Source organism: Chelativorans xinjiangensis (assembly GCF_009812055.1).
Lineage (GTDB): Bacteria > Pseudomonadota > Alphaproteobacteria > Rhizobiales > Rhizobiaceae > Chelativorans > Chelativorans xinjiangense.
The window spans coordinates 37,826-55,539 of the sequence record NZ_WQNH01000024.1; the positions used below are offsets into that span (position 1 = coordinate 37,826).

Annotated in this window: 13 protein-coding genes and 1 tRNA gene; 7 read left to right on the forward strand and 7 right to left on the reverse strand. The window is 63.8% G+C overall.

Annotated elements, in window-relative coordinates; translation table 11 throughout:
* Positions 1-15 precede the first annotated feature (15 nt).
* Both GM910_RS15500 and GM910_RS15505 read right to left on the reverse strand, forming a co-directional pair.
* Complete coding sequence (locus tag GM910_RS15500) at positions 16-2,364, reverse strand: xanthine dehydrogenase family protein molybdopterin-binding subunit (RefSeq protein WP_159588768.1); 2,349 nt, start codon at positions 2,362-2,364, stop codon at positions 16-18.
* A gap of 142 nt (positions 2,365-2,506) precedes the next feature.
* A complete protein-coding gene (locus GM910_RS15505) occupies positions 2,507-2,992 on the reverse strand; it encodes a (2Fe-2S)-binding protein (RefSeq protein WP_159588770.1) in 486 nt (161 codons plus the stop codon).
* A 210-nt stretch (positions 2,993-3,202) separates the two neighbouring features.
* Here GM910_RS15505 and GM910_RS15510 point away from each other — a divergent pair.
* From GM910_RS15510 to GM910_RS15530, 5 genes are all read left to right on the forward strand, one after another.
* Positions 3,203-3,278 (forward strand) — tRNA-Thr (locus GM910_RS15510).
* Positions 3,279-3,733: 455 nt separating this feature from the next.
* Positions 3,734-5,338, forward strand: a complete 1,605-nt coding sequence (locus tag GM910_RS15515) for a peptide ABC transporter substrate-binding protein (protein ID WP_159588772.1) — start codon at positions 3,734-3,736, stop codon at positions 5,336-5,338.
* A gap of 75 nt (positions 5,339-5,413) precedes the next feature.
* On the forward strand, positions 5,414-6,337 hold the full coding sequence (gene oppB, locus GM910_RS15520; protein WP_159588774.1) for an oligopeptide ABC transporter permease OppB: 924 nt from the start codon (positions 5,414-5,416) through the stop codon (positions 6,335-6,337).
* A complete protein-coding gene (locus GM910_RS15525) occupies positions 6,330-7,469 on the forward strand; it encodes an ABC transporter permease (protein ID WP_159588776.1) in 1,140 nt (379 codons plus the stop codon). The genes oppB and GM910_RS15525 overlap by 8 nt, the downstream gene beginning before the upstream one ends.
* Position 7,470: 1 nt before the next feature.
* On the forward strand, positions 7,471-9,105 hold the full coding sequence (locus GM910_RS15530; RefSeq protein ID WP_159588778.1) for an ABC transporter ATP-binding protein: 1,635 nt from the start codon (positions 7,471-7,473) through the stop codon (positions 9,103-9,105).
* A 130-nt stretch (positions 9,106-9,235) separates the two neighbouring features.
* On the opposite strand, the gene GM910_RS15535 is transcribed toward GM910_RS15530, so the two are convergent.
* From GM910_RS15535 to GM910_RS15555, 5 genes are all read right to left on the reverse strand, one after another.
* Positions 9,236-10,063, reverse strand: coding sequence for a dipeptide ABC transporter ATP-binding protein (locus GM910_RS15535; RefSeq protein ID WP_159588780.1), 828 nt, complete (start codon positions 10,061-10,063; stop codon positions 9,236-9,238).
* Positions 10,060-10,914, reverse strand: a complete 855-nt coding sequence (locus GM910_RS15540; RefSeq protein WP_159588782.1) for an ABC transporter ATP-binding protein — start codon at positions 10,912-10,914, stop codon at positions 10,060-10,062. The genes GM910_RS15535 and GM910_RS15540 overlap by 4 nt, the downstream gene beginning before the upstream one ends.
* 2 nt (positions 10,915-10,916) lie before the next feature.
* Positions 10,917-11,852 carry an ABC transporter permease subunit gene (locus tag GM910_RS15545; protein WP_159588784.1) on the reverse strand — a complete coding sequence of 312 codons (936 nt, stop codon included), beginning with the start codon at positions 11,850-11,852 and terminating at the stop codon, positions 10,917-10,919.
* A gap of 3 nt (positions 11,853-11,855) precedes the next feature.
* Positions 11,856-12,860, reverse strand: a complete 1,005-nt coding sequence (locus tag GM910_RS15550; RefSeq protein WP_159588786.1) for an ABC transporter permease subunit — start codon at positions 12,858-12,860, stop codon at positions 11,856-11,858.
* A 110-nt stretch (positions 12,861-12,970) separates the two neighbouring features.
* Complete coding sequence (locus GM910_RS15555; protein ID WP_159588788.1) at positions 12,971-14,566, reverse strand: ABC transporter substrate-binding protein; 1,596 nt, start codon at positions 14,564-14,566, stop codon at positions 12,971-12,973.
* Positions 14,567-14,801: 235 nt separating this feature from the next.
* Between GM910_RS15555 and GM910_RS15560 the strand changes: the two genes are divergently transcribed.
* Both GM910_RS15560 and GM910_RS15565 read left to right on the forward strand, forming a co-directional pair.
* Positions 14,802-15,353: a DUF924 family protein gene (locus GM910_RS15560; protein ID WP_159588790.1), complete on the forward strand. Its 552-nt coding sequence runs from the start codon at positions 14,802-14,804 to the stop codon at positions 15,351-15,353.
* Between the two features lie 158 nt (positions 15,354-15,511).
* Positions 15,512-17,569 carry a long-chain-fatty-acid--CoA ligase gene (locus tag GM910_RS15565; RefSeq protein WP_159588792.1) on the forward strand — a complete coding sequence of 686 codons (2,058 nt, stop codon included), beginning with the start codon at positions 15,512-15,514 and terminating at the stop codon, positions 17,567-17,569.
* Positions 17,570-17,714 lie beyond the last annotated feature (145 nt).

Consider the following 17,714-nt stretch of genomic DNA (forward strand, 5'->3'; position numbering starts at 1 on the left):
CTCCCTATTCACTATTCACTGATTTCTCCGCATCGCCGCCCACACCTTCTGCGGTGTTGCCGGCATGCTGAGATCGTTGTTGCCGATCGCGTCCGTTATCGCGTTGATGATCGCCGGCGGGGAGCCGATGGCACCGGCCTCGCCGCACCCCTTGACGCCGAGCGGATTGCCGGGGCACGGGGTGTTGGTGGTCGATACCTGGAATGACGGAAGGTCGCCTGCGCGCGGCATGGTGTAGTCCATGTAGGAGGCGGTGACGAGCTGGCCCGAGGCCGGATCGTAATGGCAGCCCTCCAGAAGCGCCTGGCCGATGCCCTGCGCCAGCCCACCATGCACCTGCCCTTCGACGATCAGCGGATTGATGATGTTGCCGAAGTCGTCCGACGCCACGAACTGCACGACGTCGGTGTGCCCGGTCTCCGGGTCCACCTCGACTTCGGCGATGTAGCAGCCGGCGGGGAAGGTGAAATTGGTCGGGTCGTAGAAGGCGCCCTCCTTCAGGCCGGGCTCCATGCCCTCCGGCAGGTTGTGCGCCGTATAGGCGGCGAGCGCCACCTGGAACCATGGCAGGGTCCGGTCCGTGCCGGCGACCTTTGCCTCGCCATTTTCGATGACGATGTCGCTCTCGTCAGCCTCCAGGAGGTGGGCGGCGATCTTCTTCGCTTTTGCCTCGACCTTGTCGAGCGCCTTGACGATGGCGCTGGCGCCGACAGCGCCGGAGCGCGAGCCGTAGGTGCCCATGCCCATCTGCACCTTGTCCGTGTCGCCATGGACGATGGAGACCTGCTCGAGCGGCACGCCGAAACGTGAGGCCACCACCTGGGCGAAGGTGGTCTCGTGGCCCTGGCCGTGGCTGTGCGAGCCTGTCAGCACCTCGATGGTGCCGGCGGCGTTTACCCGCACTTCGGCCGACTCCCAGAGACCCACGCCGGCGCCGAGACTGCCGACGGCCTGGGAGGGCGCGATGCCGCAGGCCTCGATGTAGCAACTCATGCCGATGCCGCGTAATTTGCCCCTCTTCTTCGCCTCATCGCGGCGGGCGGGAAAGCCGGCATAGTCGGCCTCGCGCATGGCGGCGTCCAACGAGGCCTCGTAGTCGCCCGCGTCGTAGTTCATGATGACGGGGGTTTGGTAGGGGAACTCGCGGATGAAGTTCTTGCGGCGAAGCTCGGCTGGAGAGACACCCAGCTCCCGCGCCGCCGTCTCCACCGTGCGTTCGAGCAGATAGGTGGCCTCCGGCCGGCCGGCGCCGCGATAGGCGTCCACCGGTGCGGTGTTGGTGTAGACCGCCCGCACGTTGCAGTGGATCGCCGGGATGGCGTACTGCCCGGAAAGCAAGGTGGCGTAGAGATAGGTGGGCACGCAGGAGGAGAAGAGCGACATGTAGCCGCCGAAATTGGCGATGGTGTCGACCTTCAACGCGACCATGCGGTTGTCGGCGTCGAAGCCAAGCGAAACCTCCGTGTGATGGTCACGGCCATGGGCGTCGGTGAGGAAGCTCTCGGTGCGGTCGGCCACCCATTTGACCGGCACGCCGGTCTTCTTGGAGGCCCACAGGCAGACGATCTCCTCCGGATAGACGTAGATCTTGGAGCCGAAGCCGCCGCCGACGTCGGGCGCGATGACGCGCAGCTTGTTCTCCGGCGCGACATTGTAGAAGGCGCTCATGACGAGGCGGGCCACATGCGGGTTCTGGCTGGTGGTCCACAGCGTGAAGTGGTCCTCCGCCATGTCGTAGTGGCCGAGGGCGGCGCGCGGCTCCATCGCGTTGGGCACGAGGCGGTTGTTGACGAGCTTCATGCGCGTCACATGGGCAGCGCCATCGAGCGCCTGGTCGACGGCGGAGGCGTCGCCGATCTCCCAGTCGTAGATGAGGTTGTTCTCGGCCTCGGGGTGGAGCTGCGGCGCGCCCTTCTCGAGCGCCTCGACCGCGTCGGTGACAGCCGGCATCTCCTCGTAGTCGATCTCGACCGCCTCGGCGGCGTCGCGCGCCTGGCCCCTGGTTTCAGCCACGACGACGGCAACCGCCTCGCCCACATAGCGCACGCGGTCGGTGGCGAGCGCCGAATAGGCGCCCATCTTCATCGGCGTTCCGTCCTTGGAATGGATCATCCAGCCGCAGATCAAGTTGCCGATACCGTCGTTCTTCAACTCGGCGCCCGTCAGCACGCCGATAACGCCGGGCATGGCCTTGGCTGCCTTGGTGTCGACGCTCCTGATCGCCGCGTGCGCATGCGGGCTGCGCACGAAGATGGCGTGCTTCATGCCGGGCACCACCATGTCGTCCACATAGCGGCCGAGGCCGGTTAGGAACCGCTTGTCTTCCTTGCGCGCCACTCTGGCGCCGATGCCTTCGATACCCATGACGTTCCTCCTCCGTCGGAATGGGTGAATAGCGAGGTGGTGAGTAGTGAAATAGTGAAAGACACCGCTCTTGGAGAGCTTCAGTCTCCGGCTTGGCGCCGTTCGCCTCTATTCACTATTCACTACTCACCATTCACTTCCCTCACGCTGCCTTCGCCTTGCCGCTCATCGCCTCCGAGGCGGCCAGCACCGCCTTGACGATGTTGTGGTAGCCGGTGCAGCGGCAGATATTGCCCTCCAGCTCCGCGCGCACGGTCTTCTCGTCGAGGCCCTGCGGATGGCGGCGGATCATGTCGACCGCGGCCATGATCATGCCGGGCGTGCAGAAGCCGCACTGCAAGCCGTGGTGCTCCTTGAAAGCGGCCTGTACCGGGTGCAGTTCGCCGCTCTCGGCGAGGCCTTCGATGGTGAGCACCTGCGAGCCCGAGGCCTGTGCGGCCAGCATGGTGCAGGATTTGACCGCCTTGCCGTCGAGGTGGACGACACAGGCGCCGCACTGCGAGGTGTCGCAGCCGACATGGGTGCCGGTCAGGCCCTGGTTCTCACGCAGGAAATGGACCAGCAACGTGCGGTCCTCCACCGTGCCTGTCACCTTGCGGCCGTTCACCGTCATCGAAATTTCCGCCATGGGTCCCTCCTCAGGTCGGTCGTTGCCGTGATGCATCCGCCCACCACGGACGGTGGGTCATACCGACAGCTTAGCGCAGGTTGCGGGAGAGTCCATGACCATTTCGGAGGGCACGGAGCCATCTTGCAAAGCAGCGCAAGATCACTTGATCTTCGCCGGCGATGCGGGTATCAGGCGTCACGCATGGGATGCCGGCGCCAGCCGGCCTTAGCCGCTTTAGCTCAGTTGGTAGAGCATCGCATTCGTAATGCGGAGGTCGTCAGTTCGAGTCTGACAAGCGGCACCACCCTACGCCTTCGGCTTCGGGTGGCAGGCCACCCCGACTCCGAGGCGCTGCCCCTCTTCTTCCTTCAGGATCCATCACCTCCGCCGTCGGCCGCTGCACGGCACTTGCTGCTTTCCACGCGCAACTTTGCACGGCGCAGACAAGCGGGAGCGGCAATTTTATTGCCTGTGCCGGCACGCCGTGGTGCGCTTGTTGCTGCTTCTTGTTTACACAGGAATCTGTTTGACGTGCGCGTCATTTCGATGCCTAATCAGGCCTCCAACCAGGCTCGTTACACGCGTTGCCTTCGGCAATATCCAGCCATGCTGTGTCGAACCGGAAGGGGGAAGAAAAACGTTCGATCCGCTTTTTCGACCGACGGGCGTCACGCAAATTTTCTCTTCCAGACGGGCTGCGCTCGCGACCGAGCCAAATCAACAACAAGCGCGAAACGCGAAAAGATGGGAGTGTTGAGTATGTTGAAACTTGCAGTCATCCGGCCGCTCCTGGCCGGCGCGTTGGCGGCCGCGGGTGTGGTCGCCGGGGCAAACATGGCGCTGGCTGAAACGACCTATATCCGCGGAAACGACGGCGATCCGGAAACGCTGGACCAGCACAAGACCTCGACCGTGGCCGAGGCCCACCTTTTCCGCGACCTCTATGAGGGGCTCGTAATCAACGACAGCAAGGCCAATGTCATTCCCGGCGCCGCGGAGAGCTGGGAGGTCTCCGACGACGGCCTGACCTACACCTTTAAACTGCGCGACGACGCGACATGGTCGAACGGCGACACGGTCACGGCGGAGGATTTCGTCTTTTCCTTCCAGCGCATCATGACGCCGGAAACAGGTGCGAAATACGCCAACATCCTCTTTCCCATCAAGAATGCCGAGAAGATCAACAAAGGCGAGATGGAACCCACCGAACTCGGCGCCAGGGCGATCGACGAGAAGACATTGGAGATCACGCTCGAGCAGCCGACGCCCTATTTCATCGAGCTTCTGACCCATCAGACGGGTCTGCCGGTGCACAAGGCGAGTGTCGAGGAACACGGCAGCGATTTCGTGACGCCGGAAAACATGGTGACCAACGGCGCCTACACCCTCGTCTCCTTCACGCCCGGCGACAAGATCGTGATGGAGAAGAACCCGGAGTTCCGCGAATTCGACAGCGCCGCCATCGATCGTATCGAATATCTGCCGATCGAGGACCGCGCCACCTGCGTGCGCCGCTTCGAGGCGGGCGAGGTGCATAGCTGCTCCGACCTGCCCACCGAGCAGATCGCCTCGCTGAAAGAGCGCCTGGGCGACCAAGTCCGCATCGCGCCCTACCTTGGCACATACTACTTCGCGCTCAACACCGAAAAAGAGGCGCTGAAGGATCCCAAAGTGCGCCAGGCGCTTGCGATGGTCATCGACCGCGAATTCCTTGCCGAGGAGATCTGGGCCGGCGCAATGCTTCCAGCCTACGCCCTCGTGCCCCCCGGTATCGGCAACTACCAGGGCGGCGGCGCCACGGTCGAATGGGCGGAAATGTCGCCGCTCGACCGAGAGGACCAGGCGATCGCGCTGATGGAGGAAGCCGGCTACGGCCCCGACAACCCGCTGACGCTGGAAATCTCCTACAACAACTCGGAGAACCACAAGAACACGTCGACCGCCATCGCCGATATGTGGAAGCCGCTGGGGGTCAACGTCACCTTCAACGTGCGCGATCTCTCGGCGCATTATGCGACGCTGCGGGATACCAGCGACTACGAGGTGGCGCGCGCAGGCTGGATCGGCGATTATTCCGACCCGCAGAACTTCCTGTTCCTGGTGGAGAGCGACAATACGGGGTTCAACTACGCCAAGTACAAGAACCCCGAATACGACGCCCTGATGGACCAGGCGGCGGCGGAAGGCGATCTTGAGAAGCGGGCCGAAATCCTTCGCCAGGCGGAGACCGTGTTCCTGCGCGACACGCCCTTCGTTCCGCTGCTCTTCTACTCGTCCCTTTCGCTGGTCTCGCCCAAGCTGCAGGGCTGGGAGGACAATATTCGGAATGTTCATCCCACGCGCTTTATGAGCCTCTCCGAATAACGTCGCGTTGGCGGCTGCGCGCTTTCCACGAATGCGCGCAGCCGCTGCGTGCACAGTCGAGAGTTAGACAAGCCTATGTTCGGCTATGTATTGCGTCGCCTGCTCGGGGCGATCCCGACGCTGTTTCTCGTCGTAACCGCGTCCTTTTTCCTGATGCGTGTGGCCCCCGGCGGGCCCTTCGACCAGGAACGCGCACTCGAGGCGAAGGTGCTGGAGAACCTGAACCGGGTCTTCCACCTCGACCGCCCGGTGTGGGAACAGTATCTCTATTATCTCGGCAACCTGGCGCGCGGCGACCTGGGGCCGAGCTTCATCTACCGCGATTTCAACGTGCAGCAACTGCTCGCAAACGGGCTGCCGGTGTCGATCCAGCTCGGCGGCCTGGCGCTTCTCGTGGCTCTCCTGGCGGGATCCGTGCTCGGCACAATCGCCGCGCTCAGGCAGAATTCGTGGATAGACTACAGCGTGACAGCCGTGGCGACGTTCGGCATCACGGTGCCCAACTTCGTCGTGGCGCCGCTCCTGTCGCTGATCTTCGGCGTGTGGCTCAGCATGCTGCCGGCCGGCGGCTGGGGCGGCGGCAGCCCGCAGAACATGGTTCTGCCCGTCATCACGCTGGCGCTGCCGCAGGTGGCGATCGTCGCCCGCCTCATCCGCGGCTCGATGATCGAGGCGCTCCGCTCCGACCACGTGCGGACGGCGCGCGCCTACGGCCTGCCGACGCGTATGATCGTCGGCGTGCACGCGCTGCGGGCGGCCTGCCTGCCCGCGGTCTCATATCTCGGGCCGGCGGCGGCCGCGCTTCTGACCGGCTCGGTCGTGGTGGAGACGATCTTCGGCCTGCCGGGCATCGGCCGCTACTTCGTGCAAGGGGCACTCAACCGCGACTACACCCTTGTGATGGGCACCGTCATCATCATCGCCGTCTTCGTGGTGGTCTTCAACCTGATCGTCGACCTGCTCTATGCGGCGCTCGACCCAAGGGTGCGCTATGACTGATATCGCCACCAACACACCCGCGGCCGTTATCGGCGAAGGCGTCAAAGGCCGCTCGCTGTGGGCCACCGCCTTCATGCGCCTGCGCCGCAACAAGGCGGCGATGGTGAGCCTCGGCATCCTCATCGTCTTCATCTTCGCCGGCCTGTTCGGGCCGATGCTGGCGCCGCACCACTACGCCAACGTCTATCCGAACTTCGTCAAGGTGCCGGCGAGCCTGGAGGCCTATCCGCGCGAGGACGAGATCCTGCCGGCGGCCGAGAGCGTCGCGGCGCGTATGCGGCTCGATATCGATGCGCTGACGATCGACGGCGGGACGCTGCGCGTGGAGGCATCCTCCAGCCGTGAAATCGACCCGCGCGTGACACGCTACCTCGACCGCTCGGACCTGTTCTCCAACGCCCGCATCGTCGAGCAGAGCGCGGACGGACAGCACGTGACGATGGAAGCCGACGTGCACCGGCTGCGCTTCATCTTCGGCACGGACGCCAATGGGCGCGACCTCTTCGCGCGCGTGCTCATCTCCATCCGCATCTCGCTGATGATCGGTGCGTTGGCGACCGGCGTGGCGCTCCTCATCGGTGTGCTCTACGGTGCGACGGCAGGTTTCCTCGGCGGACGCATCGACAATGTCATGATGCGGGTGGTCGACATCCTCTACGCGCTTCCCTTCACCTTCTTCGCCATCCTGCTGGTGGTCTTCTTCGGCCGCAACATCGTCCTGATGTTCATTGCCGTAGGCGCGGTGGAATGGCTCGACATGGCGCGCATCGTGCGTGGGCAGACCATCTCGCTCAGAAGGCGCGAGTTCGTGCAGGCGGCCGAGGCGCTGGGTGTGAGCTCCGGGGGCATCCTGCGCCGCCACATCATCCCCAATACGCTGGGACCGGTCATCATCTACATGACGCTGCTCGTCCCCAAGGTGATCCTTCTGGAAAGCTTCCTTTCATTCCTCGGGCTCGGCGTGCAGGAGCCGCTGACGAGCCTGGGCGTGCTGATCGCCGAGGGCGCGCGCAACATGCGCGGTGCCGCCTACATGCTCCTCTACCCCTCGCTGGCGCTGACGATGCTTCTCTTCGCCCTCAACTTCCTTGGCGACGGACTGCGCGACGCGCTCGACCCGAAGGATCGCTGAGATGGAAAGGATGGCGGAAACGATCTTCGACATACGCGACATCCGCGTCACCTTCGATACGCCGGACGGCGCGGTCGAGGCGGTGCGCGGGGTCGATATGCACGTGAGAGCCGGGGAGACGGTGGCCGTGGTGGGCGAATCCGGCTCGGGAAAAAGCCAGATCATGATGGCGGCCATGGGGCTTTTGGCCTCCAACGGCCGGGCCGACGGCTCCGTCACCTATCGCGGGCAGGAACTGGTCGGCCTGCCGCGGGAGAAGCTCAACCGTATCCGCGGCGCCAAGATCACCATGATCTTTCAGGAGCCGATGACCTCGCTCGACCCGCTCTACACCATCGAACGGCAGATATCGGAGCCTCTGCGCGTGCATGGCGGGCTGTCGGCTTCCGCGGCGCGAAGACGGGCGCTGGAGCTTTTGAAGCTGGTGCACATCCCCGAGCCGGAGCGACGGCTGAAATCCTATCCGCACGAGTTGTCCGGCGGGCAGCGCCAGCGCGTGATGATCGCCATGGCGCTTGCCAACGGCCCGGACTTGCTTATCGCCGACGAGCCGACGACGGCGCTGGACGTGACGATCCAGGCCGAAATCCTGGGGCTCCTGGCTGAGCTGCAGCACAAGCTCGGCATGGCAATCCTCTTCATCACCCACGATCTGACCATCGTCGAGGCCTTCGCCGACAGGGTGTATGTGATGCAGCACGGCAAGGTGGTGGAGGAAGGGGTAACGGAGCAGATTTTCACCCGCCCCACGAAAGACTACACGAAAATGCTGCTGGCCGCCGAACCCGAGGGGCACAAGCCGCCGGTGCCGAAAAGCGCGCCGATCCTGCTCGACGCCGACAAGGTGTCGGTCACCTTCTCCGCCAGGGGCGGGCTGTTCTCACCCGGTTTCGCGCTGAAGGCGGTGCAGGATGTGACGCTGAGCCTGAGGGCGGGCCAGACGGTGGGCATCGTCGGCGAATCGGGCTCGGGAAAATCGACGCTTGGCCGGGCGCTGCTGCAATTGCTGCCGTCGGAAGGACGTGTCGTCTATCAGGGCGTGCCCATCCAGGGCTTCAACCGCGCGGCCATGCGGCCATACAGGAGGAACCTGCAGATGGTGTTCCAGGACCCGTACGGTAGCTTAAGTCCACGCATGACGGTGGGCGAGATCATCACCGAAGGGCTTCTGGTGCACGAGCCGGGGCTTTCGGCGGGCCAGCGCGTGGAGCAGGCGATGGAGGCACTCAAGGAGGTGGGGCTGGACCCGGCCATGCGCAACCGCTTCCCGCACGAATTCTCCGGCGGTCAGCGCCAACGCATCGCGATTGCCCGCGCCGTGGTGCTGAAGCCGACGGTGATCGTTCTGGACGAACCGACCTCGGCGCTCGACCGGTCGGTACAGAAGCAGATCATCACGCTCCTGCGGCGCATCCAGAAAAGCCACAACCTGTCCTTCATCTTCATCAGCCACGACCTGGCGGTGGTGAAGGCGCTGGCCGACTACACCATCGTCATGAAGTCTGGACGGGTGGTAGAGGAGGGGGTGACGGACGAGGTCTTCGAACGCCCCAGGAGCGACTATACGCGCGATCTCATGGAGGCGGCCTTCAATCTGAGGCAGGTGCTGAGCCGGCAAGCGGAGGCGCGGGCGTGATAGCTCGCCCCCCGCTAGACCAATTCATCGTTTCATAGAATCGATGAATTGGTCTAACTCTTTGTTTTGTCGCAATTCCGGACGGAAAACCGGTTTCCACTTTTCCTGGAATTGCTCTAGGCGGACTTGCTCAAGCCGCCTTCCTGGCGAGCCGCGCACGGATGCTCTCGACATCGGCACGCGGCGTGGCAGCGAAGAGTGTCTTGGTGTAGTCGTGCTGCGGGTTGGAGAAGACCTCGTCGCGCGTGCCGTATTCCACCGCCTCCCCGAAATACATCACCATCACCTCGTCGGCGATGTAGCGCACGACCGAGAGGTCGTGGCTGATGAAGACGAAGGTGAGGCCGAACTCGTCCTGCAGGTCGGCCAAAAGGTTCAAGACCTGCGCCTGCACCGACAGGTCGAGCGCGGAGACCGGCTCGTCGAGGACAAGGAGCCGCGGGTTGAGCATGAGCGCGCGGGCGATCGCGATGCGCTGGCGCTGACCGCCGGAAAACATGTGCGGATAGCGGTTGAAGTGCTCGGGAGCGAGGCCGACCTTCTTGAGCATCCGCATGGCGCGCTCGCGCCGCTCGCTCGCGGGAATGTTGGAATTGATGATGAGCGGCTCCATCAACACATCGCCGATCTTCTGGCGCGGGTTGAGTGAACCGTAGGGGTTCTGGAAGACGATCTGCACCTTGCGGCGCAGTTCCGGCGTCAGCCCTTGTCTTACGATATCGACCTTTTCGCCGTCGATGAAAAGCTCGCCGGCGGTGGGCGCGTCGATCATCGTGATCATGCGCGCCAGCGTCGACTTTCCGCAGCCGCTCTCGCCGACGATGGCCAGCGTCTTGCCCTTCTCGAGCTTGAAGCTGACGCCCTTCACCGCGTGCACGGTGCGGCCCTGGCGGAAGAGACCGCCGCCGATGTGGTAGTCGCGGACGATGTCGCGGGTTTCCAGCACGATCTCGCTCATGTGCGCGCTCCCGTGTAGGGCGTGTCGTCGAGGGCGAAGTCGGAGACGGTGGGCAGGCGGTCGCCGACGGCATTCTCCGGCAGGGCGGAAAGAAGCGCTCGCGTATAAGCGCTCTTCGGTTTTTCGAAGAGGGAGAGCACGTCCGCCTCCTCCATCTTGCGCCCCATGTACTGGACGACGACCCGGTCCGCCGTCTCGGCCACGACCCCCATGTCGTGGGTGATCAGGATCATGCCCATGCCGGTCTTGGCCTGCAGGTCCATGAGCAGATCGAGGATCTGCTTCTGGATGGTGACGTCGAGTGCGGTGGTCGGCTCGTCGGCGATCAGAAGCTTCGGGCCGCAGGCGAGGGCGATGGCGATCATGACGCGCTGGCACTGACCGCCCGACATCTGGTGCGGGAAGGCGCCGAGGCGATCCTCCGGCTCGGGGATGCCGACGGATTTCAGAAGCTCGATAGCACGGCGGTGGCGCGCCGCCCGGTCGAGATCGGTGTGCTGGTGCAGCGTCTCCTCGATCTGGAAGCCGACGGTGAAGCATGGATTGAGGCTGGCGATCGGCTCCTGGAAGATCATGGCGATATCCTTGCCGACGATGCGCCGCCGCTCGGCGGGCGACAGGTTGAGGATATCGCGGCCCTGGAAGGCCAGGCGGTCCGCCGTAACGGTGGCCGTCCAGGGCAACAGCCCCATGACGGCGAGCATGGAGACGGATTTTCCGGAGCCCGACTCGCCGACGACGGCCAGCACCTCGCCTTCCTCCACCGACAAGGAGATGCCGTCGACGGCGCGCAGCTTGCCGCCTGCGGTGTCGAACTCGACAGTGAGGTTTTCGATCTCGAGCAGGGACATCGTCACGACCTCTTCAGTTTCGGATCGAGCGCGTCGCGCAGGCCGTCGCCCATCAGGTTGATGGCAAGCACGGTGACGAGGATGGCGATGCCGGGGAAGGTGACCACCCACCAGGCGCGCAGGATGAACTCGCGCGCCTCGGCCAGCATGGTGCCCCACTCCGGCGTCGGCGGCTGCGCACCCATGCCGAGGAAGCCGAGTGCCGCTGCGTCGAGAATGGCGGTGGAGAAGGAAAGCGCGGCCTGGACGATGAGCGGTGCGGTGCAGTTGGGCAGGATGGTCTTGAACATCAGCCGCAGATTGCCGGCGCCGGCGACGCGTGCCGCCGTCACATAGTCCCTGCCCTTTTCCGCCATCACCGCGGCGCGGGTGAGCCGCACGTAATGCGGCTGCTGCACCAGGGCGATGGCGATCATCGCGTTGGTGAGCCCCGGCCCCAGGATGGCGACGAGCACCAGCGCCAGGAGCAGCGAGGGGAAGGCCAGGATGATATCCATCATGCGCATGACGGCGGTATCGACCGCGCCGCGGAAATAGCCGGCCATCAGGCCGACGAAGATGCCTACGGTGACGGCGAGGGAGACGACGACGACACCGATGAAAAGCGAGAAGCGCGCGCCGTAGATGAGGCGCGAGAGGATGTCGCGTCCGACCGCGTCCGTGCCGAGCACGAACTCCCAGCGCCCGCCGTCCTCCCAAACGGGCGGCAGGAGGAAGGCGCCGCGATTCTGAAGGCTGGGGCCGTGCGGGGCGATGAGGGGCGCCAGGACGGCGATGGCGACGATGATGACGAAGACAGCCAGGCCGATGACGGCGCCCCGGTTCTGGCGGAAGTAATACCAGAACTCGGCCAGCCGCGCGCGCCGGCTGGTGGCGATAAGGGTGCCGCCTTCAAGGCCGATGGCCGCGTTTTGGTCTTTTGTGTTCGTGGTGGCCATGGCTCAGTGCCTGATCCTGGGATTCACCAGACCGTAGAGCATGTCGACGATCAAGTTGACGATCATGATGATGCCGGCGATCAAGAGCAGCCCGCCCTGCACCACCGTGTAGTCGCGTTTGAACACGCTATCGACCATCCACTTGCCTATGCCCGGCCAGGAGAAGATGGTCTCGGTGAGGATGGCGCCGGCCAAAAGCACGCCGACCTGCAGGCCGATGGTGGTGATGACCGGGATGAGCGCGTTGCGCAGCGCGTGAAGGCCGATGACGCGGCGCGGCGGCAGGCCCTTGGCGCGGGCGGTGCGCACATAGTCCTCGCCCAGCACCTCCAGCATGGCCGAGCGCGTCTGCCGTGCGATCACGGCGAGCGGGATGGTGGCGAGCACCACGGTCGGCAGGACGAGATGGGAGACGGCGGACGTGAAGGCGCCTTCCTGGCCCGACAGCAGGCTGTCGATAAGCATGAAGCCGGTCACCGGTGGGAAATAGTAGAGCAGCGAGATACGCCCCGACACCGGTGTCCATTGCAGGACGCCGGAGAAGAAGATGATGAGCAGAAGGCCCCACCAGAAGATGGGCATGGAGTAGCCGACGAGCGCAAAGCCCATAACCGACTGGTCGAGCCAGGAACCGCGCTTGACCGCCGCCAGGATGCCGAGCGGCACTCCGATGAGGATGGCGATGATGATGGCGCAGATGGAAAGCTCCAATGTCGCCGGGAAGAGCGTGAGAAAATCGTTCAGAACCGGGCGCTTCGTCACGATCGAGTTGCCGAAGTCGCCGGTGACCACGCCGCCAAGATAATCGACATACTGAATCCAGAGCGGCCGGTCGAAGCCGAGCAGATGGGTCAGTTCCTGATGGCGTTCGGGAGACATGACACGCTCGCCCGACATGAGCATGACGGGATCGCCCGGCAGGATGCGGATGAAGGCGAAGGCGATGATGGAGACGCCGATGAAGGTCGGAATCAGGACCGCAAGCCGCCGGAGGAAAAACCGGAACATGGCGCTTTCGATCTCCCATAGTACGCGCGAGCCCGGGAGGGCTACATTACAAAATGGAAAAGAAGCGCGCTGGTTTCCCGGCGCGCCTCCCGTCTGGGCCATTTAGTGGCTTATTCGACGATGTCTACGCCCTCGAAGGCAAAGTCGCCGAGCGGGCTTTGCACGAAGCCCTCGACTTCCTTGCGCATCGGTACGACCGACAGCGAATGGTCGAGCGTCGCCCACGGCGCCTCGCGCTTGAAGACCACCTGCGCCTCTTCATAGAGCTTGGTGCGCTCGGCCTGATCTGAGGTCTGCTTGGCCTGCGTCACCAGATTGTCGAATTCCTCGTTGCACCACTGCGCGCGGTTGTTGCCGCCGACGGCATCGCAGCCGAGCAGGGTGTGGAGGAAGTTGTCGGGGTCGCCATTGTCGCCGGTCCAGCCGAGCATCACGGCGCCGTCACGGTCCTTCGCCTTCGAGCGATCGAGATATTCAGCCCACTCGTAGCTGACGATCTCGACATTGACGCCGATCTCCCGGAAATCGGACTGGATGAGCTCGGCCGCACGGCGGGCATTGAGCATGTACGGGCGGCTGACCGGCATCGCCCAGACCTTCATGGAAAGGTCGGTGACGCCTGCTTCTTCGAGCATCTTCTTGGCCGCTTCCGGATCATACGGATCGTCCTCGATGGCATCGTTGTAGGACCACATGGTCGGCGGGATCGGGTTCTTGGCCGGTGTGGCCTGCCCCTGGAACACCGCCTCGACGATCGCCTCCTTGTTGATCGCCATGTTGAGCGCCTTGCGCACCTCGACCTTGTCGAAAGGCTCCTGGGTGGTGTTGTAGGCGAGATAGGCGACGTTGAGGCCTTCCTGCTCCATCACCTTAAGGTTCGGATCCGCCTTCATCTCCTCGACGTCGGCCGCGTTCGGATAAGGCATCAGGTGGCATTCGCCAGCCTTCAGCTTCTGATAGCGCACCGAAGCGTCCGGCGTGATGGCGAAGACGAGATCGTCGATCGGCTGCTTGCCGTTCCAGTAGTCCTCATGCGCGCGATAGCGGATCACGGCATCCTGCTGATAGGCGACGAACTCGAAGGCGCCTGTTCCCACCGGCTGCTGGTTGAGCATCTGCATCTGGCCGTCGGCTTCCAGCTTGTCGGCATATTCCTTCGACACGATCGAGGCGAAGGGCATCGCGACGTTGGCGAGGAACGGCGCTTCCCGCTGCTTGAGCGTGAAACGCACCGTCATGTCGTCCACCTTCTCGATCGTGTCGATCAGATCCGGAAAGCCCATGCCGTTGAAATATTCCCACGCGGCGCCGGCGACATATTGGTGCCAAGGATTGTCGCTCTTCAACTGCCGCTCGTAGGAGAAGATCACATCGTCCGCGTTCATGTCGCGCGTCGGCGTGAAGAAGTCCGTGGTCTGGAATTTGACACCGGGGCGCAGCTTGAAGGTGTACTGCAGGCCGTCGTCGGAGATCTCCCAGCTTTCGGCCAGGCCGGGGACGGTCTCGGTCGTACCGGGCTTGAACTCGAGCAGGCGGTTGTAGACCGTGTGCGCGGCTGCATCGAATGTCGTCCCCGCCGTATAGAGACCCGGATCGAAGCCCTCCGGGCTGCCCTCCGAGCAATAGACGAACGTCTTGGCGCCCGCCGCGCCGCTCAGCATCGTGGCAGCCAGCAGCGCGGCCGCGAATGTCAGTTTCGTTTTCATGGGATTCTCCCTCTTGTTATATCGAGCCCTTCCCACAGGCTCTTGGAAGCCGCATATAAGCAAAGTTCTCTTGGGGAGGAAACTCCTCTCGGAGTAATAAAATTTCGCATTTCGTGAATTTTGTTTCACAAGGCTTTCGAATGGTGGACTTGGCCGCACGGCCGCCGGCACGTTGAGAGAATGGGGGTGGCGAAGCCTCGGCAAGGTGGCGGCAAGCGGAAGTGAGGAGGTATTTATGGCCGGTGACTGGATCGACAGCGTTCTCTCCTTCTGGTTCGAGGAGATCGCGACGGAGGACTGGTTCAAAGGCAACGGCAAGCTGGACGAGACCATCCGCCCGCGCTTCGGCGCGCTGCACGAGCGGCTGAGCGCCGGGGCGCCGAAGGAGGCGGCCGAGGATGCCCGGGCGGCGCTCGCCGCCGTCATTCTGTTCGATCAGTTTCCGCGCAACATGTTCCGCGGCACCGCCAAGGCGTTCTCGACGGACGACCTTGCCATCTGGATTGCGCGCGAGGCGGTCGAGAAGCGGCTGGACGAAGGGCTGTCCAAAGAGCAGCGGCAGTTTTTATACATGCCGTTCCAGCACTCGGAGGTTCTGGCCGACCAGGAGCATGCGGTGATGCTGTTCAAGGCGCTGGGCGACGAGGAGGCGCTGCGCTACGCCGTCGAGCACCGGGACATCATAGAACGCTTCGGCCGCTTTCCACACCGCAACCGCGCGTTGGGCCGCGTCAGCACACACGACGAGGAGGCCTTTCTGGAAGGGCACAAGGGCTTCGGGCAGTAACCGCAGCGCCGGGCTTGCCGGTGCGGGACGCGCCACAATAAGGTGGCGGCATCGGGGAGCAGCGCCACCGGAATGCGCAATCCCAGTAGCGGAACAGGTGATGACCGGATATTAACGTTGACGTGAAGGTAAACGGGAATTTCCAAAGGGAGGGAAATTTGGCCAAGACCACAACGACGAGCAAGACGGGCGGAGAGAAGAAAACGACAACCACCCGCGCCGGAAAAACGCAGGCCGCAGCGAGCGGCAATACGCAGCAGAAGGCAGCGCCCAAGCGCTCGCCCACCCGCTCTGCAGCGGAGAAAAAGCCTGCAGCCAAGACCGCGGCAAAAACCACCGATGCCGGCAAGAAGGGCGCCAAAGCAGCCACGTCAACGGCAGCAAGCGCAAAGACCGCAGCGGCCAAAACCGCGGATAAAGCCAAACCCGCCTCCACTCGCTCCGCAGCGTCGAAAGCGGCTGCCTCGAAAGGCTCGGGCACAAAGGCCGCGCCCGCGAAGACTGCCGGCGCCAGAACGACGGCCCGCAAGCCTGCCGCGCGCACTGCCAAGGCTGCGCAGAAGCCGTGGCTGAAGAGCTACCCCAAGGAAATCCCGAGCGAGATCGGGGATTTCGAACACAACTCCCTCGGCGATATGATCGTAGCCTCCTGCCGCGCCTTCGCCGAGCAGCCGGCCTTCACCTGCATGGACAAGACCCTCACCTTCGCCGAATTGGAGAAGGCATCGCGGGACTTTGCCGCCTACCTGCAGTCGAAGGGGCTGAAGAAGGGCGCGCGCGTGGCCATCATGATGCCCAACGTGCTGCAATATCCGGTGGTGATGCTGGCGGCGCTGAGGGCGGGATTTGTGGTCGTCAACGTCAACCCCCTCTACACACCGCGCGAACTGGAACATCAGCTCAAGGATGCGGGCGCGGAAGCCATCGTCATTCTGGAGAATTTCGCCAAGACGCTGCAGGCGGCGATCGACAAGACCGAGGTCAAGCACGTGGTGGTCGCCGCCATGGGCGACATGATGGGGCTGAAGGGCCACATCGTGAACTTCGTCGTGCGCCGGGTGAAAAAGCTTGTGCCGGCATGGGAGCTGCCCGGCCACGTGCCCTTCAAAACCGCCATGAAGGAAGGCGCGGCCCGGCGCTTCTCGCCCGCCGATGTCGGCATCGATGACGTCGCCTTCCTGCAGTATACGGGCGGCACGACGGGCGTTGCAAAGGGGGCGATGCTGCTCCACCGCAACGTCCTCGCCAACGTGATGCAGAACGAAATCTGGCTGGAAACGGCCTATCTGAAGCGGGCCCGGCCAGAGCATGCGGTCTATATCTGCGCGTTGCCGCTCTACCATATCTATGCGCTGACGGTGAACGCGCTGATGGGTCTGAAGCTGGGGGCGCAGAATGTCCTGATCACCAACCCGCGCGACATCCCTGCATTCGTGAAGGAGTTGGCGAAGTACGACTTCACCATGTTCCCCGGCCTCAACACGCTTTTCAACGCGCTGCTCCACAACGATGACTTCCACAAACTCGACTTCAAGAACCTGATCCTCACTTTCGGTGGCGGCATGGCCGTGCAGCGCTCTGTGGCGGAGCGCTGGAAAGCACTGACGGGATGCATGATCTCCGAGGGCTACGGGCTTTCGGAGACCTCGCCGGTGGCCACGGCCAACCGCTTCGACAGTGACGACTTCACCGGTACGATCGGCCTGCCCCTGCCGTCCACCGAAGTGGCCATCCGCGACGAAGACGGGAAGGACGTGAAAACGGGCGAGGTGGGGGAAGTGTGCATCCGCGGCCCGCAGGTGATGGGCGGTTACTGGAACCGGCCCGACGAGACCAGGAAAAGCATGACGAAGGACGGCTTCTTCAAGTCCGGCGATATGGGCGTGATGGACAAAGGCGGCTACATCAAGATCGTCGACCGCAAGAAGGACATGATCAACGTCTCGGGCTTCAACGTCTATCCGAACGAGATCGAGGATGTGGTAGCGCAGCACCCCGGCGTGCGGGAAGTGGCTGCGATCGGCGTGCCGGACGAGCACTCGGGCGAGGTGCCGAAGCTCTTCGTGGTGAGGAAGGACAGTACGCTCACCGAAGAGGACATCATCGACTTCTGCCGCAAGGAGCTGACCGGCTACAAGCGGCCGAAGCATGTGGAGTTCCGCAGCGAGTTGCCGAAATCCAACGTGGGCAAGATCCTGCGGCGGGAATTGCGGTAGGGGCCCGTCCATACTCATTGGAGGTGCCGCGCCCCTTCGCGCCCTCACTGGGTTCTGTCAAAGGGCCGGGGGTTCTGTCAAAGGGCCGAGCATCCTCCCTCGCGCGTCATCCCGGAAGCCGGAGCGAAGCAGAGGCTGTCCGGGA

Excerpts from the sequence above, each read along its gene's own strand:
- GM910_RS15500 (WP_159588768.1), bottom strand. The coding sequence starts at position 2,364 with ATGGGTATCGAAGGCATCGGCGCCAGAGTGGCGCGCAAGGAAGACAAG.
- GM910_RS15505 (WP_159588770.1), bottom strand. The coding sequence starts at position 2,992 with ATGGCGGAAATTTCGATGACGGTGAACGGCCGCAAGGTGACAGGCACG.
- GM910_RS15515 (WP_159588772.1), top strand. The coding sequence starts at position 3,734 with ATGTTGAAACTTGCAGTCATCCGGCCGCTCCTGGCCGGCGCGTTGGCG.
- oppB (WP_159588774.1), top strand. The coding sequence starts at position 5,414 with ATGTTCGGCTATGTATTGCGTCGCCTGCTCGGGGCGATCCCGACGCTG.
- GM910_RS15525 (WP_159588776.1), top strand. The coding sequence starts at position 6,330 with ATGACTGATATCGCCACCAACACACCCGCGGCCGTTATCGGCGAAGGC.
- GM910_RS15530 (WP_159588778.1), top strand. The coding sequence starts at position 7,471 with ATGGAAAGGATGGCGGAAACGATCTTCGACATACGCGACATCCGCGTC.
- GM910_RS15535 (WP_159588780.1), bottom strand. The coding sequence starts at position 10,063 with ATGAGCGAGATCGTGCTGGAAACCCGCGACATCGTCCGCGACTACCAC.
- GM910_RS15540 (WP_159588782.1), bottom strand. The coding sequence starts at position 10,914 with ATGTCCCTGCTCGAGATCGAAAACCTCACTGTCGAGTTCGACACCGCA.
- GM910_RS15545 (WP_159588784.1), bottom strand. The coding sequence starts at position 11,852 with ATGGCCACCACGAACACAAAAGACCAAAACGCGGCCATCGGCCTTGAA.
- GM910_RS15550 (WP_159588786.1), bottom strand. The coding sequence starts at position 12,860 with ATGTTCCGGTTTTTCCTCCGGCGGCTTGCGGTCCTGATTCCGACCTTC.
- GM910_RS15555 (WP_159588788.1), bottom strand. The coding sequence starts at position 14,566 with ATGAAAACGAAACTGACATTCGCGGCCGCGCTGCTGGCTGCCACGATG.
- GM910_RS15560 (WP_159588790.1), top strand. The coding sequence starts at position 14,802 with ATGGCCGGTGACTGGATCGACAGCGTTCTCTCCTTCTGGTTCGAGGAG.